Source organism: Desulfoprunum sp. (assembly GCF_053613775.1).
On the sequence record NZ_JBSHXH010000004.1, the window covers coordinates 1,390,899 to 1,417,570 of the forward strand.

24 protein-coding genes are annotated in these 26,672 nt (G+C 53.6%); 10 read left to right on the top strand and 14 right to left on the bottom strand.

Translation table 11 applies throughout. The features are described 5' to 3' along the window. Window positions 1-69 precede the first annotated feature (69 nt). From ilvN to ACWGKN_RS10370, 9 genes are all read right to left on the bottom strand, one after another. On the bottom strand, window positions 70-420 hold the full coding sequence (ilvN, locus tag ACWGKN_RS10330; protein WP_452095146.1) for an acetolactate synthase small subunit: 351 nt from the start codon (window positions 418-420) through the stop codon (window positions 70-72). After that, window positions 398-2,089 carry an acetolactate synthase large subunit gene (gene ilvB, locus ACWGKN_RS10335; protein WP_035233554.1) on the bottom strand — a complete coding sequence of 564 codons (1,692 nt, stop codon included), beginning with the start codon at window positions 2,087-2,089 and terminating at the stop codon, window positions 398-400. Before ilvB ends, ilvN begins: the two co-directional genes overlap by 23 nt. Window positions 2,090-2,437: 348 nt before the next feature. Further along, a complete protein-coding gene (locus tag ACWGKN_RS10340) occupies window positions 2,438-3,322 on the bottom strand; it encodes a formate dehydrogenase accessory protein FdhE (protein ID WP_452095147.1) in 885 nt (294 codons plus the stop codon). A 144-nt stretch (window positions 3,323-3,466) separates the two neighbouring features. Then, entirely contained in the window at window positions 3,467-4,135 is a 669-nt protein-coding gene (locus ACWGKN_RS10345; RefSeq protein WP_035233553.1) for a formate dehydrogenase subunit gamma, read from the bottom strand. Continuing rightward, entirely contained in the window at window positions 4,132-4,929 is a 798-nt protein-coding gene (locus ACWGKN_RS10350) for a 4Fe-4S dicluster domain-containing protein (RefSeq protein WP_035233552.1), read from the bottom strand. The genes ACWGKN_RS10345 and ACWGKN_RS10350 overlap by 4 nt, the downstream gene beginning before the upstream one ends. 12 nt (window positions 4,930-4,941) lie before the next feature. After that, on the bottom strand, window positions 4,942-8,007 hold the full coding sequence (fdnG, locus tag ACWGKN_RS10355; protein WP_452095148.1) for a formate dehydrogenase-N subunit alpha: 3,066 nt from the start codon (window positions 8,005-8,007) through the stop codon (window positions 4,942-4,944). A gap of 68 nt (window positions 8,008-8,075) precedes the next feature. Continuing rightward, window positions 8,076-9,053: a molybdopterin-binding domain-containing protein gene (locus tag ACWGKN_RS10360; protein WP_035232583.1), complete on the bottom strand. Its 978-nt coding sequence runs from the start codon at window positions 9,051-9,053 to the stop codon at window positions 8,076-8,078. Window positions 9,054-9,549: 496 nt separating this feature from the next. Continuing rightward, window positions 9,550-10,506, bottom strand: coding sequence for a molybdate ABC transporter substrate-binding protein (locus ACWGKN_RS10365; RefSeq protein ID WP_452095149.1), 957 nt, complete (start codon window positions 10,504-10,506; stop codon window positions 9,550-9,552). After that, a complete protein-coding gene (locus tag ACWGKN_RS10370) occupies window positions 10,467-11,234 on the bottom strand; it encodes a hypothetical protein (RefSeq protein WP_424253054.1) in 768 nt (255 codons plus the stop codon). The genes ACWGKN_RS10365 and ACWGKN_RS10370 overlap by 40 nt, the downstream gene beginning before the upstream one ends. Window positions 11,235-11,631: 397 nt before the next feature. Here ACWGKN_RS10370 and ACWGKN_RS10375 point away from each other — a divergent pair, with 397 nt between their 5' ends. Genes ACWGKN_RS10375 through ACWGKN_RS10385 form a run of 3 tightly spaced genes read left to right on the top strand, consistent with a single transcriptional unit; the run spans window position 11,632 to window position 13,029 of the window. Further along, entirely contained in the window at window positions 11,632-11,829 is a 198-nt protein-coding gene (locus ACWGKN_RS10375) for a hypothetical protein (protein ID WP_035232580.1), read from the top strand. Between the two features lie 38 nt (window positions 11,830-11,867). Continuing rightward, window positions 11,868-12,698, top strand: coding sequence for an amino acid kinase family protein (locus tag ACWGKN_RS10380; protein WP_035232579.1), 831 nt, complete (start codon window positions 11,868-11,870; stop codon window positions 12,696-12,698). Between the two features lie 28 nt (window positions 12,699-12,726). Beyond that, entirely contained in the window at window positions 12,727-13,029 is a 303-nt protein-coding gene (locus ACWGKN_RS10385; protein ID WP_452095150.1) for a hypothetical protein, read from the top strand. A gap of 132 nt (window positions 13,030-13,161) precedes the next feature. Here the strand turns inward: ACWGKN_RS10385 and ACWGKN_RS10390 are convergent, their stop codons facing one another. The 4 genes from ACWGKN_RS10390 to ACWGKN_RS10405 form a co-directional block, all read right to left on the bottom strand. Continuing rightward, entirely contained in the window at window positions 13,162-14,208 is a 1,047-nt protein-coding gene (locus ACWGKN_RS10390; protein WP_052160256.1) for an energy-coupling factor ABC transporter ATP-binding protein, read from the bottom strand. Further along, on the bottom strand, window positions 14,198-14,902 hold the full coding sequence (locus ACWGKN_RS10395) for an ABC transporter permease (protein WP_035232588.1): 705 nt from the start codon (window positions 14,900-14,902) through the stop codon (window positions 14,198-14,200). The genes ACWGKN_RS10390 and ACWGKN_RS10395 overlap by 11 nt, the downstream gene beginning before the upstream one ends. Window positions 14,903-15,047: 145 nt before the next feature. Then, window positions 15,048-15,944, bottom strand: a complete 897-nt coding sequence (locus tag ACWGKN_RS10400; RefSeq protein ID WP_035232575.1) for a substrate-binding domain-containing protein — start codon at window positions 15,942-15,944, stop codon at window positions 15,048-15,050. A gap of 3 nt (window positions 15,945-15,947) precedes the next feature. Then, on the bottom strand, window positions 15,948-16,883 hold the full coding sequence (locus ACWGKN_RS10405; RefSeq protein ID WP_035232573.1) for a helix-turn-helix transcriptional regulator: 936 nt from the start codon (window positions 16,881-16,883) through the stop codon (window positions 15,948-15,950). 575 nt (window positions 16,884-17,458) lie between these two features. Between ACWGKN_RS10405 and ACWGKN_RS10410 the strand changes: the two genes are divergently transcribed. The 6 genes from ACWGKN_RS10410 to ACWGKN_RS10435 all read left to right on the top strand — a co-directional run bounded on the left by ACWGKN_RS10410 (window position 17,459) and on the right by ACWGKN_RS10435 (window position 24,393). Next, a complete protein-coding gene (locus ACWGKN_RS10410) occupies window positions 17,459-19,099 on the top strand; it encodes an IS1634 family transposase (protein WP_452095151.1) in 1,641 nt (546 codons plus the stop codon). Window positions 19,100-19,608: 509 nt separating this feature from the next. Continuing rightward, on the top strand, window positions 19,609-20,844 hold the full coding sequence (locus ACWGKN_RS10415) for a tyrosine-type recombinase/integrase (protein ID WP_452095152.1): 1,236 nt from the start codon (window positions 19,609-19,611) through the stop codon (window positions 20,842-20,844). 250 nt (window positions 20,845-21,094) lie between these two features. Beyond that, complete coding sequence (locus ACWGKN_RS10420) at window positions 21,095-21,373, top strand: helix-turn-helix domain-containing protein (RefSeq protein WP_452095153.1); 279 nt, start codon at window positions 21,095-21,097, stop codon at window positions 21,371-21,373. 38 nt (window positions 21,374-21,411) lie between these two features. Beyond that, window positions 21,412-22,029, top strand: a complete 618-nt coding sequence (locus ACWGKN_RS10425) for a hypothetical protein (protein WP_452095154.1) — start codon at window positions 21,412-21,414, stop codon at window positions 22,027-22,029. Between the two features lie 142 nt (window positions 22,030-22,171). After that, a complete protein-coding gene (locus ACWGKN_RS10430; RefSeq protein ID WP_452095000.1) occupies window positions 22,172-23,680 on the top strand; it encodes an IS1182 family transposase in 1,509 nt (502 codons plus the stop codon). 104 nt (window positions 23,681-23,784) lie between these two features. Next, window positions 23,785-24,393 carry a hypothetical protein gene (locus tag ACWGKN_RS10435; protein WP_452095155.1) on the top strand — a complete coding sequence of 203 codons (609 nt, stop codon included), beginning with the start codon at window positions 23,785-23,787 and terminating at the stop codon, window positions 24,391-24,393. Between the two features lie 89 nt (window positions 24,394-24,482). Here the strand turns inward: ACWGKN_RS10435 and ACWGKN_RS10440 are convergent, their stop codons facing one another. Then, window positions 24,483-24,668, bottom strand: a complete 186-nt coding sequence (locus tag ACWGKN_RS10440) for a hypothetical protein (RefSeq protein WP_452095156.1) — start codon at window positions 24,666-24,668, stop codon at window positions 24,483-24,485. A 15-nt stretch (window positions 24,669-24,683) separates the two neighbouring features. Here ACWGKN_RS10440 and ACWGKN_RS10445 point away from each other — a divergent pair, with 15 nt between their 5' ends. Then, on the top strand, window positions 24,684-26,375 hold the full coding sequence (locus ACWGKN_RS10445) for an IS1634 family transposase (RefSeq protein ID WP_452095157.1): 1,692 nt from the start codon (window positions 24,684-24,686) through the stop codon (window positions 26,373-26,375). Window positions 26,376-26,672 lie beyond the last annotated feature (297 nt).

Sequence of the window (26,672 nt, forward strand, 5' to 3'; positions counted from 1 at the left end):
GGTCGATCGCAACAATCGCTTTCTGCTGTCTTGAAGTGATCGTTGCGATCGACCTGGGTTGTTTTTTCGTTACCCCATCTCCCTGTATCCGGTATCGCTCGAATCCAGAGCAGCAAAATCGTTTAATCCGGTAAAAACCGGATGTCCTCCATCGTGTCGCTGAATGGCAAGGACATCGGGCAGTTTCTCTACCTGCCTGATCACCTGTTCCAGTTTTTGATCTTCGTTGACGTGCAGCCACATGCGGCTTGTCGAGCCGGTTCCTACCGGAATGCAGACAATCCCCTCAAGATTGTAGGCCCGCCGTGAAAAGAGGCCGCAGACATGGGACATCACCCCGGGATGGTTGTTCACCGTCAATTCCAGAACAGTGCCGAAGGGCAGCTCTCTCTTCTCTTCAGTCCTGACATTTTTCGACATGACAGCCTCCAAGCATGGTGGAATTGGCGGCACCAGGCGGCACCATCGGATAAACCTCTTCTTCCCTGTCTATCGGGATACTGAGCAGGCACGGTCCCTTGTCTGAAAAAAGCCGTGCCATCATCCCGGTCAGGTCACCGTCATCCGGCACCGAGTAGGCCGGCATGCCGAAACCCCGGGCGATGGCGGCAAAATCTATGTCGATCTGGAAATCAGAGGCAAAAAACCGGCGGTGATAAAAGAGGTTCTGTTGTTGCCGCACCAGACCAAGGGAGCGATTGTTCATAACGATGATTTTGATATTTGCCTGCTGCTCGACCGCCGTTGCCAGTTCCTGGATGTTCATCTGGAGACTGCCGTCGCCGGTAAACAGCACAACCTGCCTTTCCGGATGGGCAAGTGCGGCCCCGATCGCCGCCGGCAGACCGAAACCCATGGTTCCGAGACCACCCGAGGTCAGGAATTGTCTCGGGCGCATGAAGGGATAGACCTGGGCAGTCCACATCTGGTGCTTGCCGACATCGGTGGCAACAAAGCCCCCCTCTGCCAGCATCGATGCCGCCTGCAGGATCAGCCCGTACGGTTTCTCAGGGACTACGGCCTCCGGTGTCGCTATCGGGTACCTCTCCTGCAGCACCTTGATCTGTTGCCACCAGTCCCTGCGTTCCTGGTATTCGAGCAGCGGAACCAGGGCTGCCAGGATCTGCCGGACATCGCCGACCAGGGCGATATTGGCCGGTTTCAGCTTCGATACCTCACTCGGATCGATGTCCATATGGATGACGTTTGCAGCCGGACAAAACTCGACGATCTTACCGGTTGCCCGGTCGTCGAATCTCGCCCCGGCGGCAATAAACACGTCACAGTCCTGCAGCGTCATGTTGGTCGAGCGGGCGGCATGCATCCCCAGCATGCCCAGCGATTTTGAATGGCCGACCGGCAAGGAGCCAAGTCCCATCAGAGTCATCGCCGCCGGGATTCCAGATCGCTCCACCACGGCCCGCGCATCCCCGGCTGCCTCGGCATGGATGATTCCTCCACCGAGACACACTACCGGCCGCCTGGCCCGGTTGATCATCTCCGCCGCAGCTGCCAGCTGCAGCCGATCCACCGATCGAGCCTCCAGCCGACGCCCTGGTTCCGGCCAGTCGTGAAAAGAGACGGATGCCGTCTGCACATCCTTCGGCACATCGATCAGCACCGGTCCAGGTCGTCCCGACAATGCCAGAGAAAAGGCCCGTGGGATGGTGTCTAAAAGTTCCTCGACCGAGCGGACGAGAAAATTGTGTTTGGTGATCGGGATCGACATGCCGTAGATATCGACCTCTTGAAATGCATCGGTACCAATCAGCGGCAGCGGTACCTGGCCGGTGATACAGATTACCGGAATCGAGTCGAGATAGGCGTCGGCAATGGCGGTCAGGACGTTGGTCGCCCCCGGCCCCGAGGTGGCGAAACAGACGCCGGCTTGACCGGTCGTCCTGGCGATGCCCTGGGCAAGAAAACCGGCGCCCTGCTCATGCCGGCAGAGAATGTGGCGGAGGCGCCGACTCTCCGCCAGTGCCTCGTACAATGGCAGGTTGGCACCGCCAGGAATACCGGCGATGATCTCCACCTCCTGCCGCTCCAGCAGCTTGATGATCAGCCGGGCTCCATTCATCGTATACATATTGATCTCCTTTGTTGGATGATAGGTTGCATCGGCGCTTCGGCAGGGCAAAAAAAACCCCCGCCGGCGAAGCGCCGACGGGGGTTAATACACTGCTATTTCTTTATCTTATCCCCTCATGGCACTCCGCCTTCGACCTTTCGGACCACGACCACCACACTCACAATCAGTGCCACGCATAGAATAATGCCGGTGTTTGTCGGTTGGTCGATCCGCATTCTTTAAAAAATACTGGGGGAATATTTACGGTACTGTTTTTTATCGATAGCAGAAGAAAAACAGACCGTCAAGGGCTTTCCGGCTGGTACACCCGGACCGGCACAGGATACAGGCCATCACTCTCCTCTTTTACTCCGGCTTCTGGTACGTATTCCATTCACACTGGGCCATCGGCTCGAGTCCTTTCTCCTGAACCAGTATGTCGAGGTGGGCGAGGCTGATTGCCAGGAGATCGGCCGAAGTACTCCGCAAGTTTCCAGACTGATCGATGGTAATGAGATACTTTTGGCATTTGCTGCAGGTGAAGGCCATCTCCCCTTTTTTCCCCTCGACGAAGAGAAATCCGGAATTCTCCGGATCCTCATGTTCGCAGTAGGGACAAGTCATGCGGGGAAATCCCCATTCATGATTGCACTGCGGACACTGCAGCCAGCGCTGCCCCTTGTCCCGGATGATGGCCAGATGCGGGAAACTGCCGCAGACCGGGCAATAGCCTTTTGCCCAACTGAGCGAGGCAAGTTCCGTGGCCATTTCCGCGGCCTTGATGCCCAGCATCAACCGCCCGATACAGCGGAGAAAGACGGCCAGCGACAGTTCCTGGACGCCGGTCTCCCTTGCCTTCCTTTGCAATTCCTCCGGTTTGAGATCGATGGCCGACCGGTAGACAGCATAACAATCCAGCCCGCCCCGGATTCTGTCCGCCAGAAAGTCCATGTCCCCGGCAAGCTCACGAAAACCGGAACCGATCGCCCCGGCGGCGGCGAGCCCTGCATCATGCCACCGGTCATCATCGAGAAGATCCCGGCATTGCTGTATCAGTGTAATCCCGCCGGAATATTGCAGCGGATCGACGGAAATGGTCGTTCCCTCCTTCCGTTTGTCCTTCATCCATCGTTCCCGCAGCAGCAACATCGGCCCGAAGGAGGTGAACAGGTTGTCGAGATACGGTCTTTCCTGCTTCAGTCTGGTGATCTCTGCGGCCAGTTCTTCTTCCCTGTTTCTGGTATGACTCATGGTTCAACAACCCTTGTAAGTTTCATTTCCGCCCCTCGATGCAAGGGGTGCGGACAGAAAAGGACCGGGGCCACTGGAAGCCCCGGTCCTCACGAAAATACCGCTTTCATGCCGGCGAAAACATCTTCGACCGGCATATCCCCATCAGCAACGCTTTTTAGCGGAGGCCTTGCCTTCGCCATACACAACGAGTGTCCCGTCCTTCTCCATTTCCTTCAACCATTTCGGATGCTGGACCTTGACCCAGCCCCTGGTCACCCAACCGGAAAACATCGCCGGGGCCGAGCCTGGCGCACCGATGGTGACCAGGTAGAGATGGATGAAGAAGAAGGCGAAGATCACCACATAGCCCAAGGCATGCAGGGCGAACATCCAGCGGACCATCTCGACCGAATAGCCGAGCGGGAACCACATGATGAGGCCGGAGACAACCATGGCGATGCCGAACAGGGCCACCGCCAGGAAGAACATCTTCTGGCCGGGATTATACTTGCCGACCTCCGGCATGTTGTCGACATGCCAGAGATAGCCGCCGGCAGCGGCGAACCACTGGCCATCTTCGGGGAAAGAGAACAGCCCGGCCTCCTTCCACCACATGACGATGGCGAAGAGCAGGCTGACCCCGAAGAAAATCCCGGTGTAATTGTGGATCACCTTCAGGTTGCCCATGCCGCCGAAGATCGTGCCGATAAAGTTGAGGGAATGATACATCATCCCCATACCGGTGATGCACAGGAAGAGGCAGGACAGAGCCAGACACCAGTGCACCACGCGCTCAAAGGGCCCAGTGGCCTTGATCATTCCTTTTTTCATAGCTTGTTGCCTCCTTCACTGGTGGTTTCCTCGTCGGGAGTCTTGGGACCATGGGTAATGTAGTGGAGGAAGGCGCCGGCGACGACACCGCCCGCCGCCAGGAGACCCGCCGGCTTCAGAACATCCTTCCAGACAATGATCGACAGCGGCACCTTCGGACTTTCCGGCAGCTTATCATACACGCCGGGTTTCTCGGTCAGGACATAGATGACATGGGTGCCGTCGACGAACTGGTCGCCGTAGACGGAGGCGTCGCCGCCCAGTTCCTTCACCCGGGCATGCGCCTTGGCCACCATCTCGTCCCTGGTCCCGATCGCCAGGGTTCCGGTCGGACAGGAGAGGACGCAGGCCGGCGGCTGATTGGCCGCCAGACGGGTATAGCAGAGATCGCACTTGCTGATCTTGTTGGTCACCGCATCGTATTTCGGCACGCCGAAGGGGCAGGCGTATATGCATTCCTTGCAGCCGATGCATTTTTCGGGATGCATGCTGACGCTGCCGAATTCGGTATGGTACAGGGCGCCGGTGGGGCAGACCTTGACACAACCGGCATCGGTGCAGTGCATGCAGCCGTCCTTGCGGAACAGCCATCGCAGTTTGCCGTTTGAATCGACATGCTCCTGGAAGCGAATCAGGGTCCAGGTGTTCGACTGCAGGTCCGGCGGATTCTGGTAGCTGCCGAAATTATTGGTCTTCGAGGCCGGCAGTTCGTTCCACTGCTTGCAGGCGATTTGACAACCACGGCAGGCGGTGCAGCGGGACAGATCGATCAATTTCACGAGTTCGTGTTTCATATCCTCACCCCCTTACGCCTTGCTGACGTTGACCATGAAGGCCTTATACTCGGGACAGAACGTATTCGGACAGCCGATGGCATTGGTCAGATAGTTGGCCGATGCGTCAGCCGCGCCTTCCGGGAAGCGCCAACCGTAATTGAACGGCATGCCCACCTGATGAACGGTTTTGCCTTCGATTTCGAACGGCGTCATCCGCTTGGTGACCATGGCCACACATTCCACCTGCCCACGGACGGCAGCGACCTTGATCTTTTCACCATTCTTGATTCCCAGCTTCTCGGCCAGCTGCTCACTCATCTCGAGATAGGCCTCGGGCATCGCCTCCAGCAGCCATGGCTGCCAGCGGGTGAAACCGGAACACCAATGCTCGGTGCAGGAATAGGTGGTGCAGACATAGGGAAACTTCTCGTCGGCATTGGCGATGACGTCGAGATCACTCTTGAACCTCTTGACAACCGGATTGAGCAGCTGACCGCCCAACGGGTTCTTGGCCAGCGGCCCTTCCAGCGGTTCATAGTGTTCCGGGAAGGGACCTTCGGCCATGCCCGGACCGAAGATCGATCCGACGCCATCGGCCTTCATGATGAAAGGCATTTTGCCCTTCTCCGTATTCGCCATCGGCGGCCACGGACCGTCGGGGACATCGCCGACCCACTTGTCGCCCACCCATTCCAGGATTTTTCTCTTTGGATCGTAGGGCTTGCCATTGAGATCGCAGGAAGCGCGGTTATAGATGATCCGCCGGTTGAGCGGCCAGGCGTAAGACCAGTCCGGAAAGAGGCCAAGCCCGGTGGGGTCGTCCTTGCCCCGTTTCTGCATCTTGTTTTCGCCCTTCTGATCGAAACTGCCGGCCATCAGCCAGTTGCCGCAGGCAGTATTGCCATCGGCCTGCAGTTTGGCAAAAGACGGTATCGTATCGCTCTTCTTATAAATTTCCTTGGTACCGGCAACCAGGTCCTCGATGACGAAATCCTGAGTGGCCTGGCCGTTGATCCATTTGGCGACCTTGGGGACATCGAAGCGGTTCAGGCCATCCCGATAATCCCACTTCAGGTTGAGAATCGGCTCCGGACAGGCTCCTCCTTCCTTGGCATACAGTGCCCGGATTTCATCCATGATCCGCATGCAGATATCGCCGTCCGACAGGGCATCACCCGGTGGATTGGCGGCCTGGTAGCGCCACTGCACCCAACGGCCGGAATTGCTCTGGCTGCCCGCTTTCTCCATGCTGGCGGCGGCCGGCAGCAGGAAGACCTCGGTACCGACGGTCTGCGGGTCAACCCCGGGCCCTTTCCAGAACATGGCGGTCTCGTTGTCGAAGATATTGACGTTGACCATCCACTGCAGCTTCTGCAGGGCCTTTCTGACCTTGGTGGTGTTGGGGTTGCTGACGGCGAGGTTGGAACCGTAGGCGAAGAAGCCCCTGACCTTGCCGGCGTACATGTCATCGAAGGTGTGCATGACCGAGCAGGCCTGGCCGTCATCCAGCTTCGGCAGCCAGGAGTAGCCGAACTCGTTTTCCGGCGTCGCCTTGGCGCCCCACACCGCCTTCAGGAAGCTGACGGCGTATTTCGGGTAGTTCTGGTACCAGTTGGCCGACATCGGATCTGCCGACTTGGTTGTATATTTTTCGTTATAGGCCGCCAGGGTCTGGATCGGCCCGGTGGGCATCTTCAGATATCCGGGCAGGATATTGTAGAGAATGGCGTGGTCGGTCGATCCCTGAACGTTCGGCTCGCCGCGCAGGGCATTGATGCCGCCGCCGGCGATGCCCATGTTGCCGAGCAGCAGTTGGATGATCGCCATGGTCCGGATATTCTGGCTGCCGACGGTGTGATGGGTCCAGCCGAGGGCGTAGCACTCGGTGCCGGCCTTGTCCCTGGCACCGGTGGCGCCATAGAGGTTGTAGACCTTGAGCAGGTTGTCCTTCGTGACGCCGGTGATCGACGACACCTTGTCGAGGGTATAGCGCTCATAGTGCTTCTTCAGCATCTGATAGACGCAGCGCGGATCCTGCAGGGTGTAGTCACGGATCGGGATCCCGGCCTCGTCCTTGTCGGTGGTCCAGGTGTCCTTGCTGTACTTGCGCTTCTCGGCGTCATAGCCGGAGAACAGGCCGTCGTTGAAGGCATAGCCCTCGCTGACGATCTGCGAGGCGTTGGTATAGTATTTGACATACTCTTCCTGAATCAGATTGTTGTCGATGATGTGCTTGATCATCCCGCCCAGGAAGGCGATGTCGGTGCCGGAACGCAGCGGCACGTGATGGTCGCAGCGGGCCGAGGTCCGGGTGAAACGCGGATCGACATGGATCAGCGTGGCGCCCCGATCCTTTGCCTTGAGGATCCACTTGAAGGCGATCGGGTGGTTTTCGGCGGGGTTGCCGCCCATGATAAGGATACAGTCACTGTTCTTCAGGTCAATATAGTGGTTCGTCATCGAACCGCGGCCAAACGACTCTCCCAGAGCCGATACGGAGGGGCTGTGTCAGACGCGGGCCTGGTGATCGATATGGACGAGACCCATGGCCCGGCAGGCGACGGACAGGGTCCAGCATTCCTCGTTGCCGATGTTCGATGAGCCGTAGTGGCCGATGCTCTCGACCCGGTTGACCAGTTCACCCTTGGCGTTATGGGTGATGAAATCCTTGTCACGGGTGTCCTTGAACAGGCGGGCGATCCGTTTCAGGGTCCAGTCCCAGTCCTTCTCCTCCCACTTGTCACTCTTCGGCGCCCGGTAGAGGACCTTTTTCAGGCGGTGCTCATTAGCCTCGGTCAGGCCGAAGAGGCCGGCGCCCTTGGCGCAGAGCGAGCCCTCGTTGATCGGCATATCGGGATCGCCCTCGATGTTGAAGATCTTGCCGGTCAGCCTGTCGGTGCTGCAGATGACATTGCAGCCCACCGAGCAATAGCAGCAGATCGAGATTGACTGCTTCGCCGTCCGGATCCTATCCATCTTACTGAGCTCCGCGGCATGGGCCTTCAGAGCGGTAAGATCCAGTCCGAGCGAGGACAGGGCGACACCCGATCCTATGGCCCCGGACATGGACAAGAACCTCCTCCTACTGATTTTCATACATTCTCCTTTTTTTGGTTCTGAATGATGAGTGGAACAGCCTATCACCACGTAACGCCGTCAGACATTCATCCCTGGCCGTCAGCCGGCGTCACCCCTGAACAGGCTGGCAAAACATTGTCTTCCCTGCCTTCATCCCCGTTCTGCATCCGACAGTCGTTCAATCCTGCCAGGAAGCGGGGGACAACCATATCGGCAACCAACCTCGGTTTGCCCATCACCGCAGATGGAAGCCAGAGCACGGGAACAGCGTCGCTTTGACCCCGCCACACGAGCCGCCCTGCCAAAGATCGGTCAGTCATGGTCAATTCGCCGCCTGCCTTACGGATCTCGGCGATAAAAGAACCATCCACTTCCGGGAAACCTATGCCGATGAGCAAATCCGTACCGCTGTCGATAAATCGGCCGATAGCCGTTAGATCAGCCTCCAGGCCGCCATGCAGAGCGATCTCGAAAACGATTTCGCATCCCAGTTCAATGCACCTGCCTTGCACGGCAGCGACTGTTTCCTTCAAGCAACGAGGAGATCCAGGACAAGGAGCTGTCAGGATGCCGACTCTCGACCGGTTGAAGGGCAGGACGTCGATGACGGGACGGCAGCGGCGGCAGATTTCCTCGGCCCGGTTGATTGTTCCGTCAGCCGCTTGCGCAAGTTCGAGCCATATTTCGGCGACCAGTTGGTTTTTGACGACGGGCTGTTCCACCGCCAGGACATTCATCCGGATTTCCCCCAGACCGTGGATCTCCGCCAGCACCCTCGTATCGATCCGCAATAGCCCGCCATGTGCAGCCCGCATCCGGACAACCCCATCCTCGATTTCAGGCATCAGGATGCCGCTGCCGGCCGCTGCCGCAGCGATCCTCAGTCTCGCGTCATCATTGCCGGCAAGTCCATCATCGAAGCTCAAGACGCAGACGTGCTCGTTGCCGGCATTGATAATGCATCCTCTGCCCTTGACGTTGCCGCGGTCAATAATCGGGGCATGGTCACTGTCGTGAACGGGACGAGCATTTGTTCCGTTTTCTACTGGTATGATTTGAATCATCGCCCTGGCTCTCCTGGCGGAGGTCGTCCAGCCCGCTGTGAACACGACATATTGTTGGCCGGCGGCACCCCGTGACAGGCGAATGTTATAGAGCTATTTCAACTCGTGGCAATGAAATTCCTTTGCGCGACGAATAACGACCATAAGCGATATCTATTTTGTATTATTAAATTTTTTTGTAAGCAAATAGATTACAGAGGTGTAAGTGAATTCCCTACCAAAGGCGAGGTAAAATCACTACAGATAGACAGGGGGGGGCATTTCAGGTCAGATAAACAGAGAAATGAGCGCTATTTCTATCAACATCCGATAAAAATAACAGCAAGGACCAGTGAGGAGAAATCAAAGCCGGGACAGGTTGTTTGACGATGAAAACTGCGGTTGCGGTGCTCCAGGTTTGTGATGAAAAAAGGACCAAGGGACTGTCAGGAGGAGACAGGCCCTTGGTCCTTCGTACAACTTCCTGCGCCTAAGCTGCTACTTCATGATCGTGACGCTACTCCCCCTTTTCCACTGCTGCCGTTTCAAAACCGTATTTTTTCAAAATCTTCTGTCCTTCAGCCGACAAAATGTACATGGCCAACCGCCATGCCTCCGGCGATGCTCCGTTCCGCACTAAAAGTCCGTAATCCGCCCCGACGGAAATATTCTCCGGAATGCTGATGACCTTGAGCGATTGCACTTCTTTTTGAGCCGATACGGCGTTGGTGCAATAGGTGAGGAAAACGTCGGCCTTATTCTCATCCATTACCCATCCGTATTGGTTGCGACCTTCGGGAGCCTTGACACTGGTTGGGCCGCCAGTGAGTTGGAGCGCCTTTCCGGATAGCGTGGCAAAGCTGCCTTTCTGTATCGCATCCGCCTTCTGGAAGAGTGCCCAGGCATAGTCGCCGCTCGGATCAGCTTTTGGTGTTGAAGTCCCCAATCGAACATTCTTATCCATCAACGTGTCCAACAAATTATCCGTCGTTGCCGATATATCAGACTGGGCCAAGGCACAAAGCTGATTACGGGCAAACAGCACCACAGGACCTCCCCATCCATTGGCTGCGAGTTTTTCCGGGTGTGCCATATTCGCAGATGCAAACACATCGGCCGTCTCTCCATCTGCAATGGCTGTTGTCAGAAGACCGCTGGGGCCGAATTTTGTGACAACTTTCGTTTTATAGGTATTTTCAAAGGAAACAGCGACCTCGCTCAGGGCAGCCTTCAGGCTGCCTGCAGCATGTAACTTCAAAGGCTCGGCCGCAGATGCGGACAATGAACTCAGAAAGAAGAAAAGTGCGGAAATGACCAGACGATGCGAATAGTTTTTCATCATACCCCCCTCTTTTTTTAAAAACGAAATTGCGGTTTCCATCCAACGAAACGCCACTCTGTCATCAATCTGCTGCAACCTGGGCGGCGAAGCTCTCAGAATCGCTTCATCTCTTTCTTCGTCAGCGTTGTCCATCGAGGACCCGGTTGTCCGGCGGTGGCCTTCGCCACCGGAATAACCCTCGTGTTTCCCAACAACACCGTTTTCACCGTATCCTCGGCGAAAACGACCATTTCATCGGGCCCCAATACCTCTCCGGCATCCGTCCTCACCGCATCGACACAGTCATGATTGCATAGCTCAGCCACCGTCGAGGCTTCTCCGGCACTGCCGAAATGATGCCATCCCCGGTAACGGCCGTCATTCCCGCAAATCCTGAGTCCGGTTGCCGCCAGGGCGCCGATGACGCCGCCCCCGGTTCCGCCATGTTCCGACAGATGCACACCCAGAGCATTGGCCAGATCATATGCCGCCTGCTTGTCGAGAACGTTCTGTTTGGCGTTTCGGCCAAACGAGATCAGGGCACCCTTATCCAGGCGCGAGCCATCAATGACAACACACAGACCTGGATCGGACCCTTCCGCCGATGAATTTTCCAGGAATGACCGACCAAAAGAGATGACATCATCCACTTTGCCGGCTTCACATGTGGCAGGAATGCACATCGAGCTGTTGTGGGAAGTAAAGGGAATGTCAGCGTGGACCAGAAGCTGATGGCGGGTAATGCCCTCACATTGTGCAAGGCCGTTATGCTGCAGCGCCCTCGCCAGATTTTCTGCAGCCGTTCCCGAACCGGGACTGTCGAGATTGTCGGTGTCATCAATACCGATCAATATTCTCATCATACTGATGTTTCGTGTCATCTCAGGTCATCCTCATTCCGATCCATAGATCGAAATTTAAAAATAAAAGAAAGCAGCGAAAAACAACGCCAAACTACAATAATTAACATCTTGTTTTTTTATAGGTTCATCCCCCTCTTCCGCCAAGCTTCTTTGCCAACATCATTGAGGTTCGAGGCACGTTTTTAATTAAAAGAGTGTCGGCAAGCCCTGGCAACAAACGCTCCCGCACCCGCGATGTGGGGGGTAATGATCATTTTATTTTGTCTAGCATACCGAGCAGATACACACATACAAAAAACCAGGGAGCTACCAATAATAACAATAAATTACAGATGGGCGGACCTTGCTATCTCATTCAACCCGCCCTATACTTTTTAAAAGTTGTATCCTATCACTCTCATCAAGGAGGATGACCATGGCTGGACAAATTTTTTACCGGGAACGGCAGAAATCGAAGGATGGGGCGAAGACACCTCGTTACCGTATCATCGCGGTCACCGGCGTCGACCTGAAGGTTTATGGCAACCACCTGCGCAAGGTTGAACTGGACCAGATCGCCAGTGCCACGCAGTCCGATCTCGTTGCCCTGAAACGCGGCCCGAAACATCAGTAACAAAATACCGATACCACCGAATAACAAGGGGAGAAGAGATGGCATTAGTGCGGGAAAAGGACGGCAAGCGGCTTCACGTAAAAAGCGTATTGATGGGCGAGAGCCTGGTCAGCAAGGAATTCATCGGCCAACTGGATGTTGCACCGCAGGAGCGTTTGTACCCCGATATCGCGATCATGAAGATCGGCGGCCAATCGATCTGTGATCGCGGCGTCAAGGCCTTGCCGGCGATCCTCAAGGAAATCGTCCGGAACCGCAAGGATCACAAGATGCTGATTACCACCGGTGGAGGCACGAGAAGCCGTCATATCTACAGCATCGGACTGGAGATGGGGATGCCGACCGGCGTGATCGCCAAGTTCGGCAGCACGATCTCCGAACAGAATGCCTTGATGATCGCCACCCTGCTGTCGCCCTGGGGTGGAATCAAAATCTCTCACTCGGATATCGTCAAACTGCCGACCTACTTTGCCGAAAACATCATACCGGTCATGCAGGGCATGCCCCCGTACGACTACTTCGCCTTCAAGCCCAAGGTCGGACGCATACCGATCCACCGGACCGATGTCGGCCTGGTGATCCTGGCCGATCTGATCGGATCCCGGACCATTCTCTTCATCAAGGATGAAGACGGTCTGTATACCGATGACCCGAAGAAGAATCCGGAAGCGATGTTTATCCCGGAGATCGGCGCCCAGGAACTGCTGGATCAGGATCTTGACGACCTGGTTATCGAACGTCCCTGCCTCGAAGTGATCCAGAACAGCGAGGTCATAGAAAAAGTGCAGATCATCAACGGATTGGTCGAGGGCAATATCACCCGGGCCCTGAACGGAGAACACGTCGGGACCATCATCTACAAGCAGTAGAGAGCATGGGGGGAGAAAGGATCAATTCGTGATCGGCGGTGTCTCTGCACCAGATGCAGAGGCACCAGGCGAAGCCGGCAATGAGATATCGGGATGCTTACTGCTGAATCAACTCATGTTTACTTTGCTCATTATCTTTGTCGTCATCCTCTTTTTCCTGGAAGTCATTTTTGGCTCCTGTCTCGAGGCATACAATGCCGAGATCGGCTATCCGGCCGATTTCAAAAAGGAACAAAGACTTTCCGTCCAGGAGTTCCTGTTTCAGCTGTTGCCTTTTGCCGTCCTGTGTTCCGGAGGGTTGTATCTTTTTTCAAGGTTCGTTCGATCCTGACAGAAAAGGTTCGAGTATTTCAGGATCGGTGAGATGCCAGCCCTGCGGTAAATGGATAAATGCACCCGCCAAGTACCAGGGCGATACCCAACAGGTGCATGAGAAGAGTCAAACAGGTAAGGGCCCGTCGGCTCAATCCAAGCGAAAATCACCATTATTCGGGACGCAATGCACCGCATCGTCGGGGATGACGACAGCCACAACCTCTCCGACCCGGATAGACCGGTCCTCGTACATCCTGCGCGAAAGCATGAGATCCAGGATGATCCCGGCATCGAGTTTTACCTCGATTCTCCCGTTCTCCTCCCTGATCCGGGCCACCCGACCTTCTATCAGGCTGCCTTCCGTTTCTCGTTCTCCGATGATGTCCGCAAGCCGGATCTTTTCCTGATCGATCCTCAGGTTGAACAACGGTTCTGCCGGTACGACCCGGGTCGGCAGAGTGAGGGTCACCTCCTCCGACAACCGACAGGATGAGCGGTGGTGCCCACGCTCGATCAATTCTGCATGATAGACATTGGCAGCCTGATGCTCGCTGATATGCCCATGTTCCAGGTGCAGGCAGAAATGGGCCAACTGCTGTTCCAGTGATTGGTAATGCGTGGAGAAGATGATCGAGGTCTTCTCCTGCCGGTTGATATCGGCCAGGATATCGAGGATGATCTTCTGATTTTCACTGTCGACATTCGCCGTCGGTTCATCGCAGAGCAGGACCTTCGGCCTGATCGCCAGGGCACGGGCCAGGGCCACCCGTTTGGTCTCCCCCCCTGAGAGCCGGTGGGCCTCGGCCCGGACGAAGTGCTCCATACCCACCTGTTCGAGGGCGTCGATCGTCATTTTTCTCCTTTCGGCGGCAGGGATCTTGCGCATCTTCAAACCGAACTCGACATTGTCGGTCACGGTCCCGGTAAACAGCAGCGGCGACTGGTCGACCATCACCACCTGCCGCCGCAGATTGAGCATGTCGCTTTTACCCTGCAGGACCGGATTTCCGCAGAATCGAATCTCACCGGCACTCGGGCGGTCAAGAAAGGCCAGGATTTTGAGCAGTGTCGTCTTGCCGGCGCCATTTGGTCCGGTCAGGGAGTAAATTCGCCCAGACCTGATGGTAAACCGCGAGATATCGAGAATTTTACGACCGCCAAGAATTTTTTCCAGGCCGGTCATTTCATAGAGCATCGGTCCTGGTCCTTCCCTGGAAAAAATGAAACAGCATGTTGACGCCGAAGGCGATGCTCATCAATACAACGCCCAGGGCGACGGCGAGGACATACTCTCCCTTGTCGTATTCGAGGGCCATGGCGGTGGTCATCGTCCGGGTGAACCCCTTGGCGTTGCCGCCGAGCATCATCCCGATCCCGACCTCGGCGATCACCCGGCCGAAAGCGGCGACGACCGCGGCGACGATACCGAATCGGGCTTCCTTGAAAATCACCAGGGCCGTCTGAACCCGATCGGCCCCAAGTGTCATCGCCGACAGGCGGTAGCGCTCGTCGAGCTTGCTGACGGCGGCGATGGTCAGGCTCGTCACCAGGGGGACAACGAGAATGATCTGGCCGATGATGATCGCCTCCTGGGTGTAAAGCAGACCGAAGGAACCGAATGTCCCCCGCCGGGAGATGAAGGCGTAGACGACCAGACCGATGACCACGGTGGGTAAAGCCAGAAGGGTGTTGAGGCAGGTGAGGACGATACGCTTGCCGGGAAAGACGGCCTGGGCAAGCAATAATCCGGCGGGGATGCCGATAATTGATGCAATGAGGGTCGAGAGAGCGCTGACCTTGACGGATACCCAGATGATGAACAACAACTCCGGGTCGAGTTGCATCAGCAGCACAACAGCAGAGAGCAGACTGTCTCGTAAGAGTTCCATGCCTTTGTCCAACCAGAGATTGCATCGGGAAGATCGACAGGAACGACTTGAACCATCGTTTATATTCCATCGATTTCCCAGATAAAAAAGGGGAGAAACACGGACCTCATTTCTCCCCTCGATACAACAATTCTTTTAAGTGATGCTATTTGATCGCATCCGGAAAAAACAGCTGTTTTCCTTCGAGCTTGAAATCGGCGATCACCTTCTGCCCACGGGCGGACATCAACCAATCAGCAAATTGCTGAGCCAGATCGTATTTGACATGGGGGAATTTTTTCGGGTTGACCGGGATCACGCCGTAGGGATTGGCCAGTGTCTCATCTCCTTCAAAGAGGATTTCAAGATCGACCGCCGGGGTCTTGCCCCACTTGTAGGCGATATAGGTACCGCGGTCGGCGATGGCGTAGGCATTCTTCTCATCGGCAAAGGTGAGGGTCTTGCCCATGCCCTGGCCGATCGAATAATACCATACATCCGAGTTTTCCGGTTTCTTTGCTACAACCTGGGCCTCCTTGCCGGAGATGACCAGTTTCTGGCTCGTTTCCTCCAGCTTCAGCGAGGTTTTTGCCCAGATCTCCTGTTCCTTGGTGTGGGTGCCGCTGTCATCGCCGCGGGAGATGAACGGCGCCTTGGCGGCGGCGATCTTCTCCAAGGCCTCGATCGAATCTTTCGATCCCTTGATCCCGGCCGGGTCCGCCGGCGGGCCGACGATGATGAAATCGTTGTGCATGACGGCATAGCGCTGGGTGCCGAAACCCTTCTCGACAAACTCCGCCTCTTTCTTCTTGGCATGGACGAACACCACGTCAACGTTGCCGTCCATCCCGTCCTTCAGCGCCGCCCCTGTCCCCTTGGCCAGGACCTTGACCTCGATGCCGGTATCCTTCTTGAATTCCGGCAGCAGGACGTCGAGCAGCCCCGAGGACTCGGTGCTGGTGGTGGTCGACATGGTCAACACCTTGTCTTCCGCCATGGCGCCGCCGATAGAGGCGCTGACCAGCAGAAAAGCCCCAATCACTACCCAACTCAATCTTTTCATCTGCTACTCCTTTATTTTTAGATTGTCTGGAAAAATCATCTTGCCGCAGAGGGAGATATCATACCCGGTAAACGACTCGGCAAGCGTCCTGAACTCCTTCTCGTGCAACAGCCCGATAAAATCCTGAATCCCCTTTTCAAAAAAACGTTCCCGGGCAATGAGCAGATCGTAGCGCTCCCAGCGCAGCGGCAGGAAATCGAGATCGAGCAGGCCGGCCACCGCCTTGATCGCCGGCGCGGCATCGGCCCGGCCGGACAGGACCTCGAGCCCGGCATCCATATGACGTGACACCTCTTTCTGATACCCTTCAATCTGGCTGGCGGAAATCTCGGACTTGGAGACCTCGTAATCGAGCAGCAGCCTGGTGCCGGTTCCCAACTGCCGGTTGACGATGCGCACTCCCTTTTTGGCCAGATCGACGATGGAATGAATGCCCTTGGGATTGCCTTTCTGCAGCAGAATCCCCTGCTCACGCTTGCTGAAATTGACGAAGACCGGGGCCCTGTCCAATTCCTCCTTGGCAAAATCAAAATTATACTCGGCGTTGTCATCCTGGAGCAGATGACAGGTGCCGATATGGCAGAGCCCCAATCGCAGACTCTTCAATCCGCCCATACTGCCGAGATTGGCGAAGAACACCGTCCCCAATCCTTTCTTGTAGAACAGGGAGAGAACCTTCTGCAGCAGCAGATCATCGCTCCCGGCCATCAACAGAATCCCGTCATTGGAAGAACGATCGATACCTGTCCGTTGACAATTCAGGACATGGGTTTCGAGCCACTCTTCAACCAGACGCCTGGGAAACAGCCATTTCCCGGTGATCTTGGTTGCCGGCAGCCCTTTATCGTTCACGAGATAATAGACCATCTTCTCGTTGATATTGAGAAAAGCGGCAACTTCACGTGTCGTCAGATACTTACTGTCCTTTACCTCACTCATTGACTTTCCTCTTGTTCAATGCGACATCTGCATCGCAATACGTCGATTGCGTTCGTACCATGTTACCCAAAGTGTCAAAAGAAGGGCCATTTATCTTCATAACTAACCAACAACAACAAATTCTAACACCTAGCATGATTTTGCATCTTTTCCTTATGCAATCAGGTGCCAGGGAGCCGCCCATGGAAACATCCAACTGGCCCCCTGCACATCAGGGGGGAAAGGCAAACGTTTGGCAGAATGTTGTAAGACCTGGATTACAAAGCGAATATCGTCTGGTTGCGTCTTGGAGATGCGTTGTAACCCGGAAACTCCTGTTCACCCTCTCCGCAGGGAACACCGCTGCATCAGAGCCTTGTTTTGGACAAGCTGGGGATGACACTCACTGAAAAATCAGACTTTTCTTCAACACTTGAGGGATAGTTTTTGCTCTATTCCTTTTGCAACTTATTGATTTAACAATGCAGGTTGTTAGGAAATGTAAAACCGGTAGTGCCAACGCAACCTTCACATTCTCTTGACTACATAGGCTGTTTATCGATATTCCGGGGGTGTCCTCAACAAGGGAGGCCTCCATGTTTGCACGCATCAAAAAATCCGGCCGGTACCAGTATCTGCAACTTGTCGAAAACAACAAGATCGGTGGCAAAGTCTGCCAGCGTGTCATCTCCACCGTTGGTCGTCTCGATCAACTCCAGGCCAAGGGAAGTGTCGAGACCCTTATCCGCTCGCTGGCCAGGTTCTCGGAGAAGACCTTGCCGGTTCTCTCCGGCAAGGTCGATGTCACCGCCCATGCCGTAAAAATCGGCCCGGCACCGATCTTTGCACGACTCTGGCTGGAACTCGGCCTGCCGACGATTATCAACAACCTGCTTGCTGACCGGAAGTTTGCATTTGATATTGAGCGGGCGATTTTCCTCACGGTCTTGCATCGCTTGTTCATGTCGGGATCCGACCGGTCGTGTGAGCAGTGGCGGCGTGACTACGCGGTTGCCGGAGCCGAGGAAATCGCCCTGCATCACGCATATCGGGCCATGGCATTTCTCGGGGAGATCTTGATTGATCAGCATGGAGCGACACCTTTCAGCCCCCGCTGCACGAAAGACCTGATCGAGGAAGGACTGTTTGCCCGACACCGCAACCTGTTTACCAGCCTGGACCTTGTCTTCTTCGATACAACCTCGATCTACTTTGAGGGAGAGGGCGGCGAGACTCTCGGCCAGTTCGGGCACAGCAAAGACCACCGGCCTGACCGCAAACAGATGGTGGTCGGGGCGATTCTCGATGACAATGGCCGCCCTATCTGTTGTGAACTGTGGCCCGGCAACACCGCCGATGTCACGAGCCTGCTGCCGGTGGTGGCAAGACTGCAAAGTCGTTTCGGCATCAAGCGCTTCCGTATCGTAGCGGATCGGGGCATGATAAGCGCCGATACGATCAAGAGCCTGGAGAATCCGGACTGCGATATTCCCTATATCCTGGGCGCCAGGATGCGCCGGGTGAAAGAGGTGAGCGAAGAGGTCCTCTCCAGAGCCGGGCGGTACCACGAGGTCTCTCCCGAGAGAACGGATGCCAAGTCTCCTTCGCCCCTGGCTGTCAAAGAGGTTCTGGTGGAGGGGCGGCGTTACATCGTCTGCCGCAACGCCAGGCAGCAGAGAAAAGATGCGGCCGCGAGACAAGCCATGATCGCAGCCCTCGAGGAGCGGATTCAAACCAACCCCAAAGGGCTGGTCGGTAATCGCGGATATGCCAGATATATCAAGGTCTGCAAAGGTGGCATGACAATCGATACAGACAAGATCGCGGCGGAAGCCCGATTTGATGGCAAATGGGTGTTGCGCACCAATATGACCCTCTCTGCCGAGCGGGTGGCCCGCAAGTACAAGGAACTCTGGCAGGTGGAACAGGTCTTCCGCGACGTGAAGTCGGTGCTCGACACCAGGCCGGTTTTCCACAAACGGGACGAGACAATCCGGGGCCATGTCTTTTGCAGTTTTCTGGCGCTTGTCCTGCGTAAGGAACTGGATCGCCGCCTGGAAGCTGCGGGCCATCGGTTCGAATGGGCGGATATCAAGCGGGATCTCCAGGCCTTGCAGGAGGTCGTTGTCGAGGAAAGTGGTCGAAGCCTTACTGTCCGCACGGCATGTAGCGGAACCTGTGGCAAGGTGTTTCAGGCGGTTGGTGTTGCCTTGCCGCAAACCATACGTGAAATATGAGTGGGTTTTCCGCAGATTGTCCATGCCAGGTAGTGCCAACACTTTTTATGCGTCCTTTATCAATCTGAAATCGTATAATTATTTTTTTTCAACTGTTGAAGATGAGTCTGACGGATGGCTTACAGGGAGGGCCGTGTCTTCTGTATTGAGAAGGCTTGGAGGATAAAGATTGTGATCGTTGAAAAACAAAAAGGCGGGACAGGAGCGGGACAAGCTACTGATCAAAAGAAAAAGGGGTTAAGCCGAATTGACTTAACCCCTTGATTTTACTGGTGCACCAGGAGGGATTCGAACCCCCGACCTACGGATTCGTAGTCTATAGTCTATACCTAATTTGCCACTTTCGCGTTTTTCCCGATTTTCTTTATTTTCTCTTTTTACTTTATTTTCTGCATGTTATCGACTAATATTTTTAAATAGTCTTTGACATCTTCGTTTCCAATTGATACAAATAGATCAAGATTCGATAACCGAACGATAACCGGGTACCCTATCTAAGGTGGCTATTTATGAGAGATAAATCACTCAATTTTCGATTTACCGATAACCGGCTTCGAAAAATAACCCACCCAGGTGGAGAAAAGCGAACCCTCTTCTACGATGCCGAACAACCCAAGCTCGCTCTCCAGCTAACCGCCAACGGTACAAAAACCTTCCAGTTTCGATCCTGGGACTCGAAAAAAGAAAGGACCGTCGTAAAGGCCATCGGAAAATACCCGACCGTTACAATCAACCAAGCACGAAAGTTAACAGCCGCCCTTCTGGTCGATGCTTCGAACGGCATTGATATCATAGAACGAGAGAGGTCCGTGAGAAACGAGGCGACGCTGGACGAGCTGTTTGCCCAGTGGCTCAAGAACGCTAAGAACCATAAGAAATCATGGGTGGATGACGTTAAGCGGTACAACCAGCACGTCAAACCGACATTCGGGAGCAAAAAACTCTCCTGGTTCACCCGTGACAAGGTTCGCGACTGGCATCGCCAACTTACCGAAAAGGTTCGCCAGAGAAAAAGCTCAGACGGTCAGAAGGTAAAAATCACCCCCACCACGGCTAATCGCGTCCTGGCTTTATTAAAGACAATCTTCAATCAAGAACGTCCGGATCAAGCCAATCCCTGCATCGGAGTAAAGATGTTCAAGGAAACCAGCCGGGATAGATTTCTACAACCATCCGAGTTGAAACGCTTTTTCGAAAGCCTCAATCAAGAAGACACTTCTGAAATACTGAGAGACTATATCCTACTCTCCCTTTTTACCGGAGCCAGACGCGCTAACGTTCTTTCGATGCTTTGGACCGAAATCGACTTGGACCAAAGGGTTTGGAGGATACCGGCGAATAAAAGCAAGAACGGGGAAACGATGACAGTGCCGCTCGTTGAAGAAGTCATCGAAATAATCCAGCGACGTAAAGTTGGAACCAAGTCAGTCTTCGTTTTCCCTGGAACCGGGAAAAGCGGCCATTACATGGAACCTAAGCGTGCCTGGACAACTTTTCTAAAACGAGCCGGATTGAACGATATTCGAATCCACGATCTCAGGCGCACGCTAGGCAGCTACCAGACTATTACCGGAGCCTCTTCAACCATAGTAGGAAAGACGCTCGGTCATAAGAGCCCAGAAGCAACAGCCGTATACGCTCGCCTGAACCTCGATCCAATTCGAAGTTCAATGGAAAAAGCTGTTGAGGCAATAAAAATTGCAGGAGTGCAAGGAAACAACATTTTAAAATTACAGAACAAATAAAAATACGCGAAAAAAAATGCATCTGGCAACGAACGTCTTCCAAATTTTTACCGGTATAATAAGAAAAGGAAACTTTTTAAACCTGACAACATAGAGTAGCACAGCTTAAAGGTTCCCTTTTTATAATCCAAGACGGGTTAACACAAGGTGATAATATCCGCTGGATCGAGACGTCGCACTTAGCGCGTTTTGTTCCGGCGTTTTTTTTGCCTGATACTGAAGATGTCCTAATAAAGGGAGAGCGGCTGTCATGGAACACATCAAAGATTACGAAGTTTTAATCAGAAAGATCATAAAGGAAACAGTTCGGAAAGAACTCGAAGAGTCCGAATTACTATTTCAAAGCGCCGATTCAATTCTCACGGAGAAGCAAACCGCACACCTCCTCCAGGTTAAACCTCAAACGCTAGCCACGTGGCGTACAAAGGGTATAGGGCCAACCTACATCAAGCTAGGCTCATCAATCCGGTATAAACGGCAGTCGCTCCTCGAATATATAGCAAACAATCAAGTTGTTACATCCAATTAACAGGGGACAAACTTACCCTACAGCGAAGGAGGAAGCAGATGGACGGATCAACAGAAAGGGTCAGGAGAAGAAGGCGTATTTCAGAAATCCCTCAGAACCACTCAACCAAAATCATATCTCTATATGAAGGGAGTAACGATCAAGTGAAATCTCTAGCCGAAGCTCTCGGCCACGGGAAAGAAAAGAGATACCCCAATAGATGGATGACTCTTTGCCCTGCTCATAACGACAGCAATCCAAGTCTAGCGGTTTTTGAAGTCGATGGTAGGCTAAGCTACAGATGCTTTCGTGACTGTAAAAAGAGCGCCGTTACGGAAGCGCTCCGGAAGCAAGGCCTATTACCAGACATTCAAGATCAGAAAGTCCGATGGTTTGATTATACCGATGAAGATGGAAATCTCGTGATGTCGGTAAAGAGATCAGAGAGGCAGGACGGAGGCAAGGATTTCGCCCAGTATCATTTCGACGACAAGGGCCAACGGATACCAGGCTTAAAAGGCTTCGTAGACAAGCCTCCTGTATATAACCTCCCTGCCGTTATAAAAGCCATTAGGGACCAAAATACGGTGTTTATCGTGGAAGGCGAAAAACACGTGGATCGTTTGAGAGAGCTAGGAGGCTGTCCGAGAATGCCCTTGGTGAGATGTTCGGGTTAGCATGACGGTTCGAGCTCAATGGATACAGCTTAAATAAAGTGCCTGTTTTTATGTCATAACATGATGTAATTTCAGTGTAATTGTTTGTTTTTCTCTGTTTTTATGGTAAATTGCCTCTATTCAAATAAGAGAGAGGTTTTCCATGTCGATTCCCTTCAAGAAAAGTCCGATAGAGTTCAATCAGCGACTGCTGTTTCCAAGCAATATTTTTGATCTGCTACCTGATGATCATGAATGCTACCTGTATAAAGACATATTCAAACAGCTTGACACCACCAGTTTGGAAAGTCAGTACAGCCAGAAAGGGCAAAATGCCTATCATCCCCTGTTGATTATCTCGATCCTGGTATATGCCTATAATCACGGCGTTTTTAGCTCAAGACAAATAGAGAGAAGATGTAATGAAGACCTGTCTTTTATGTATATCAGCGAGATGAATTGCCCCAATTTCCGGGTGATAAGCGATTTCAGGAAAAACAACGCCGCTTATTTCAATGAATGCTTTAAGCAAAGTGTTCTGTTGGCAATGGAATTGGGGCTTGCATCTCTTGGCCATGTGAGCTTGGACGGCTCAAAATTCAAGGCCAATTCCTCTAAACATAAAGCTATGAGCTACAATCGTCTCAAAGAAAAAGAGAAGGAATTAATGGCGGAAGTAGACTCCCTTATCGAAAAAGCCAATAGGTGCGATGAGGAAGAAGACAAGGAATATAAAGAACAAACCGGCTATGAAATTCCTGAAGATTTAAAGCATAAAGAAGAGAGACTCAAGCAAATACAAGCAGCCAAGGAAGCTTTGGAGAAACGCGAAGCATCAATCCATCCCGGCCAAGAAATTGAGGGCAAGAAGCAAATCAGTTTTGCAGATAAAGAAGCTCGCATAATGGGCAAAAATGGCAGCTTTGATTATCAGTACAATGGGCAGATCTGTGTAGACGAAGACAACCAGATTATTGTTGCGCAACATCTCAGCCTGAATGCGAACGACAAAAATGAGGTTGAGCCTGCCCTGAGAAATATGCAGGAAACAACCGGCACTCTGCCATCCAAACTGAGTGCTGATAATGGCTATATGTCAGGAGATAATCTTGAGGCCTTAACCGTCCCTGAGCTTGATGCATATGTTGCTACCGACAAAGGAGAGAAGAAGAACAAGGTCTCCTTGGACGACTCGAACCGTAACCTCACAAAAGCAGATTTTATCTATAATGCACAGGATGACTGCTTTACATGTCCCGGTGGGCAAATCCTGGAGCTTAAAAATGAATCTAAAGCCGGCAAAAAGACATACCAGGGTTCCCCAGATGTTTGTGCCGATTGTGACTATAAAAGCAGGTGTTGTAAATCAGCCAAAGGCGAAGCCAGAACCATAAACACGGACGACAAAGAGCCGTTACGTCAACAGATGAATGCCAAAATGGAGGAAAAATCCTCCAAAGAAATTTACAAGAAACGAAAAGTAATTGTGGAGCCGGTGTTCGGCCAGATAAAGAACACCGGCTTCCGAGGATTCAGCGTCAGAGGGCATGGAAAAACAAGTGGTGAATTCTCCCTCGTGTGTACTGTACATAACCTTAAAAAGATAATGAAAGCCATTTTGAGAGGAGTGGTACGTTCGGAATCAGGGAATTTAGTGGCAAATATGGCATAATGAGTTGGAATTGACCGAGATTTAGGCGAAAATCTCTTCCATGAGATTTTGTATGTGCATATTCCTCTTAATCTCTCTTGGCGGCATTCTACGCTACTCTTTTTATGGTTAGGCTGCGCAACGGACTCTGCTTTAAGTCGTTATTCTCGGACAAGCTCCTAGGGATCACCGCAACCACCAATAACGGGGGCGCTGGAAAATGGAGGGACCACCACTCAGATCAGCTCAAGGGCGCCAAAGTCGTCATTCTTCCGGACAACGACGCTCCCGGTAGATCGCACGGGGAAAAGGTCGCAAATCTACTATTCGGCAAGGCAGAGGAAATTCGAATTCTTGCACTACCAAACCTGCCCGAGAAGGGAGACGTCATTGATTACCTTAACGGAGAAGACGATATCGAGGAGTTGATAACCCGGTTAAGGGATATGGCCGAGGACGCCCCACTTTATCAAGCTGACCTCCCGGAGGACGCGCCGACGATATTGGAAGAAATCGCATGCTCTTCTACTGAATTTTTAGGAAAGAAAGTAAAGAAGCCCCAAACCCTCATCCATCCAGTGTTTCGCGAACAATCCTTATCAATGATTTACGCGAAAGCTGGGGCGGGTAAAAGTTGGTTGGCGCATTCGATAGCTACGCCCTTACAAGAGTTGAGTGTGAGGATATCGAGATCGGGCCTTGGAAAGTACGTCGTCCGTGCGGAGTTCTTCTAATCGATGGCGAGTTGCCAGTTGGAGAAATACAGGATCGAATTAAGGCGCTCGTAATGGTTTACGGTGAAGAGAGTCCATCCCACCCGCTTTCAATCATCACCGCCGAGGAAATACTTGCGTTTGCGGCCAGTAGGCATAAAAATGCCCAATTCCGCTCCGGCTTCAAAAAAATTATCTGCAATAACTGCTTGGTACAAGATGTCGATGTTAGGATATGATTTAAATTTGTAGTCACACACTTTGAAATTTATTCCTTGTAATAAAGCAACGTACATGCTAATTCGGTAAGCATGTATTTACGAATTACAAAACGCACCAACAAGGACGGCTCGGTCGTCGAATACTTCCAGCTCGCCCATAACGAGCGGCATCCAGACACCCGCAAACCCGTCGCTAAAATCATCCACAACTTTGGCCGGGTCGATCAGCTCGATCGCCAGGAGTTGGTGCGTCTCTGCCAATCCATCGGTCGCGTCTGCGGCCTGCAGATCAACGATCCGCTGGGTTCCAACCCGGTCTCGACCGATGCGATCGGTCTGCCGACCGATCTGAAAATCAGACAGACCATGGCACTCGGCTGTCCATTGGTCATCGAGACACTCTGGGAAAGGCTCGGCCTGAAAAAGGTCCTCAAAGCCATCGAGCAAACTGCTGGCACCCGAGCGCCTTACGAACGGGCACTGCTGGCCATGGTCGCCAACCGGCTCTGCGAGCCGGAATCCAAGCTCGGGGTCTGGGATCGCTGGTTGTCCAAGGTTTACCTGCCATCCTGCGACGGGCTCAAGCTGCGGCAGATGTACGAGGCCATGGATCTCCTCCATGCCAATATCGAAGAGGTCGAGAAGGCCGTGTTTTTCAATACCGCCAACCTCTTCAACCTGGAGGTCGACCTGATCTTCTACGACACCACCACCGCCTCTTTCCATGTCGATTACGAAGACGACGACACCGAGACCAACACCACCCTGCGGAAGTTCGGTCACGCCAAGGAGGGCAACTGGGCGCCGCAGGTGGTGGTTGCCCTGGCGGTCACCCGTGATGGCATCCCGGTGCGCAGCTGGGTACTGCCCGGCAACACCGCCGATGTCAGCACCGTCGCCAAGGTTCGGGCCGATCTTCGCGGCTGGAACCTCAACCGGGCGATGTTTGTCGCCGATTCGGGGATGAACTCCGAAAACAACCGGACGGAGCTGGCCAAGGCCTGTGGCAGATACCTGCTTGCCTGCCGGATGGCGAGCGTTGCCGAGATTCAGCGCGAGGTGCTGACCAAAAGGGGGCGATACACCCGGTTCAACGACAACCTTCATGCCAAGGAGGTGATCGTCGGCGACGGAGAGAGAAGGCGTCGTTATATCCTCTGTTACAATCCCGCAGAGGCCGAGAGGCAGGGTCAGCACCGGCAGATGCTGGTCGAGCTGCTGGAAAGCGAACTGGCCAGCCATAAAGATCAATCGGCCAGCGCCCAATGGGCGATCGAGCTGCAGGCTTCCCGGCGCTTCAAACGCTATCTGCGGACCACCAAAAACGGCCAGGTGCGTATCGATCGTGCCGCAGTCGTCGAGGCCGCCAAATATGACGGCAAATGGGTGATCGAGACCAACGACGACAGCATCAGTCTGGAGGACGCCGCTTGTGGCTACAAGAGCCTGATGGTCATCGAACGGTGTTTCCGGTCGCTGAAGCGGACCCAGATCAAGATGACTCCGATGTACCATTGGGCTTCCCGGCGGATTGAAACCCATGTCAAGATCTGCGTGCTGGCACTGCGGATCGAACGGGTCGCCGAGATCTCCTGTGGCCTGCCGTGGCATCATATCAAGCGGGCGCTGGAGACGCTCCAGATCACAGAATTTTTTGATTTAAAATATCGCGTGCTCATGCGCAACGAGGTGACTCCCGAAGCAGAAAACATTTTAAAATCATTGAAGATAAAGCCTCCGCCCCAGGTCATTCAGCTGACCGAAGACAGCCGGAATCTGTAGACACACGACGAAAATCGCCACTCGGCGCAAACCGAATACCAGCAAGGATTTTAGCCGATCTGCAAACTTACTGGCCGCAAACCCAAGTAGGAGGGGGCTAATTAATAATCGTATTAGTGGGTAATATTAGGCTAATAATCGGCTGTAACTTTTCGTTTATAAAGGCTATTTTCTATATTAGGCGCGAGATAATATTACCCACAGGTAATAATTCAAACAGCTTACACCCGGCTTCTCGCGAACCTCATCTGCTATCCATATAAGGTAGAAGTCCCTCGACTGGTTACGCCGAAGTCG

Bases quoted from the DNA above. Each gene is read 5' to 3' on its own strand.
- ilvN (WP_452095146.1), bottom strand. From the start codon at position 420: ATGTCGAAAAATGTCAGGACTGAAGAGAAGAGAGAGCTGCCCTTCGGC.
- ilvB (WP_035233554.1), bottom strand. From the start codon at position 2,089: ATGTATACGATGAATGGAGCCCGGCTGATCATCAAGCTGCTGGAGCGG.
- ACWGKN_RS10340 (WP_452095147.1), bottom strand. From the start codon at position 3,322: ATGAGTCATACCAGAAACAGGGAAGAAGAACTGGCCGCAGAGATCACC.
- ACWGKN_RS10345 (WP_035233553.1), bottom strand. From the start codon at position 4,135: ATGAAAAAAGGAATGATCAAGGCCACTGGGCCCTTTGAGCGCGTGGTG.
- ACWGKN_RS10350 (WP_035233552.1), bottom strand. From the start codon at position 4,929: ATGAAACACGAACTCGTGAAATTGATCGATCTGTCCCGCTGCACCGCC.
- ACWGKN_RS10360 (WP_035232583.1), bottom strand. From the start codon at position 9,053: ATGATTCAAATCATACCAGTAGAAAACGGAACAAATGCTCGTCCCGTT.
- ACWGKN_RS10365 (WP_452095149.1), bottom strand. From the start codon at position 10,506: ATGGACAACGCTGACGAAGAAAGAGATGAAGCGATTCTGAGAGCTTCG.
- ACWGKN_RS10370 (WP_424253054.1), bottom strand. From the start codon at position 11,234: ATGACACGAAACATCAGTATGATGAGAATATTGATCGGTATTGATGAC.
- ACWGKN_RS10375 (WP_035232580.1), top strand. From the start codon at position 11,632: ATGGCTGGACAAATTTTTTACCGGGAACGGCAGAAATCGAAGGATGGG.
- ACWGKN_RS10380 (WP_035232579.1), top strand. From the start codon at position 11,868: ATGGCATTAGTGCGGGAAAAGGACGGCAAGCGGCTTCACGTAAAAAGC.
- ACWGKN_RS10390 (WP_052160256.1), bottom strand. From the start codon at position 14,208: ATGCTCTATGAAATGACCGGCCTGGAAAAAATTCTTGGCGGTCGTAAA.
- ACWGKN_RS10395 (WP_035232588.1), bottom strand. From the start codon at position 14,902: ATGGAACTCTTACGAGACAGTCTGCTCTCTGCTGTTGTGCTGCTGATG.
- ACWGKN_RS10400 (WP_035232575.1), bottom strand. From the start codon at position 15,944: ATGAAAAGATTGAGTTGGGTAGTGATTGGGGCTTTTCTGCTGGTCAGC.
- ACWGKN_RS10405 (WP_035232573.1), bottom strand. From the start codon at position 16,883: ATGAGTGAGGTAAAGGACAGTAAGTATCTGACGACACGTGAAGTTGCC.
- ACWGKN_RS10410 (WP_452095151.1), top strand. From the start codon at position 17,459: ATGTTTGCACGCATCAAAAAATCCGGCCGGTACCAGTATCTGCAACTT.
- ACWGKN_RS10415 (WP_452095152.1), top strand. From the start codon at position 19,609: ATGAGAGATAAATCACTCAATTTTCGATTTACCGATAACCGGCTTCGA.
- ACWGKN_RS10420 (WP_452095153.1), top strand. From the start codon at position 21,095: ATGGAACACATCAAAGATTACGAAGTTTTAATCAGAAAGATCATAAAG.
- ACWGKN_RS10425 (WP_452095154.1), top strand. From the start codon at position 21,412: ATGGACGGATCAACAGAAAGGGTCAGGAGAAGAAGGCGTATTTCAGAA.
- ACWGKN_RS10430 (WP_452095000.1), top strand. From the start codon at position 22,172: ATGTCGATTCCCTTCAAGAAAAGTCCGATAGAGTTCAATCAGCGACTG.
- ACWGKN_RS10435 (WP_452095155.1), top strand. From the start codon at position 23,785: ATGGTTAGGCTGCGCAACGGACTCTGCTTTAAGTCGTTATTCTCGGAC.
- ACWGKN_RS10440 (WP_452095156.1), bottom strand. From the start codon at position 24,668: ATGTACGTTGCTTTATTACAAGGAATAAATTTCAAAGTGTGTGACTAC.
- ACWGKN_RS10445 (WP_452095157.1), top strand. From the start codon at position 24,684: ATGTATTTACGAATTACAAAACGCACCAACAAGGACGGCTCGGTCGTC.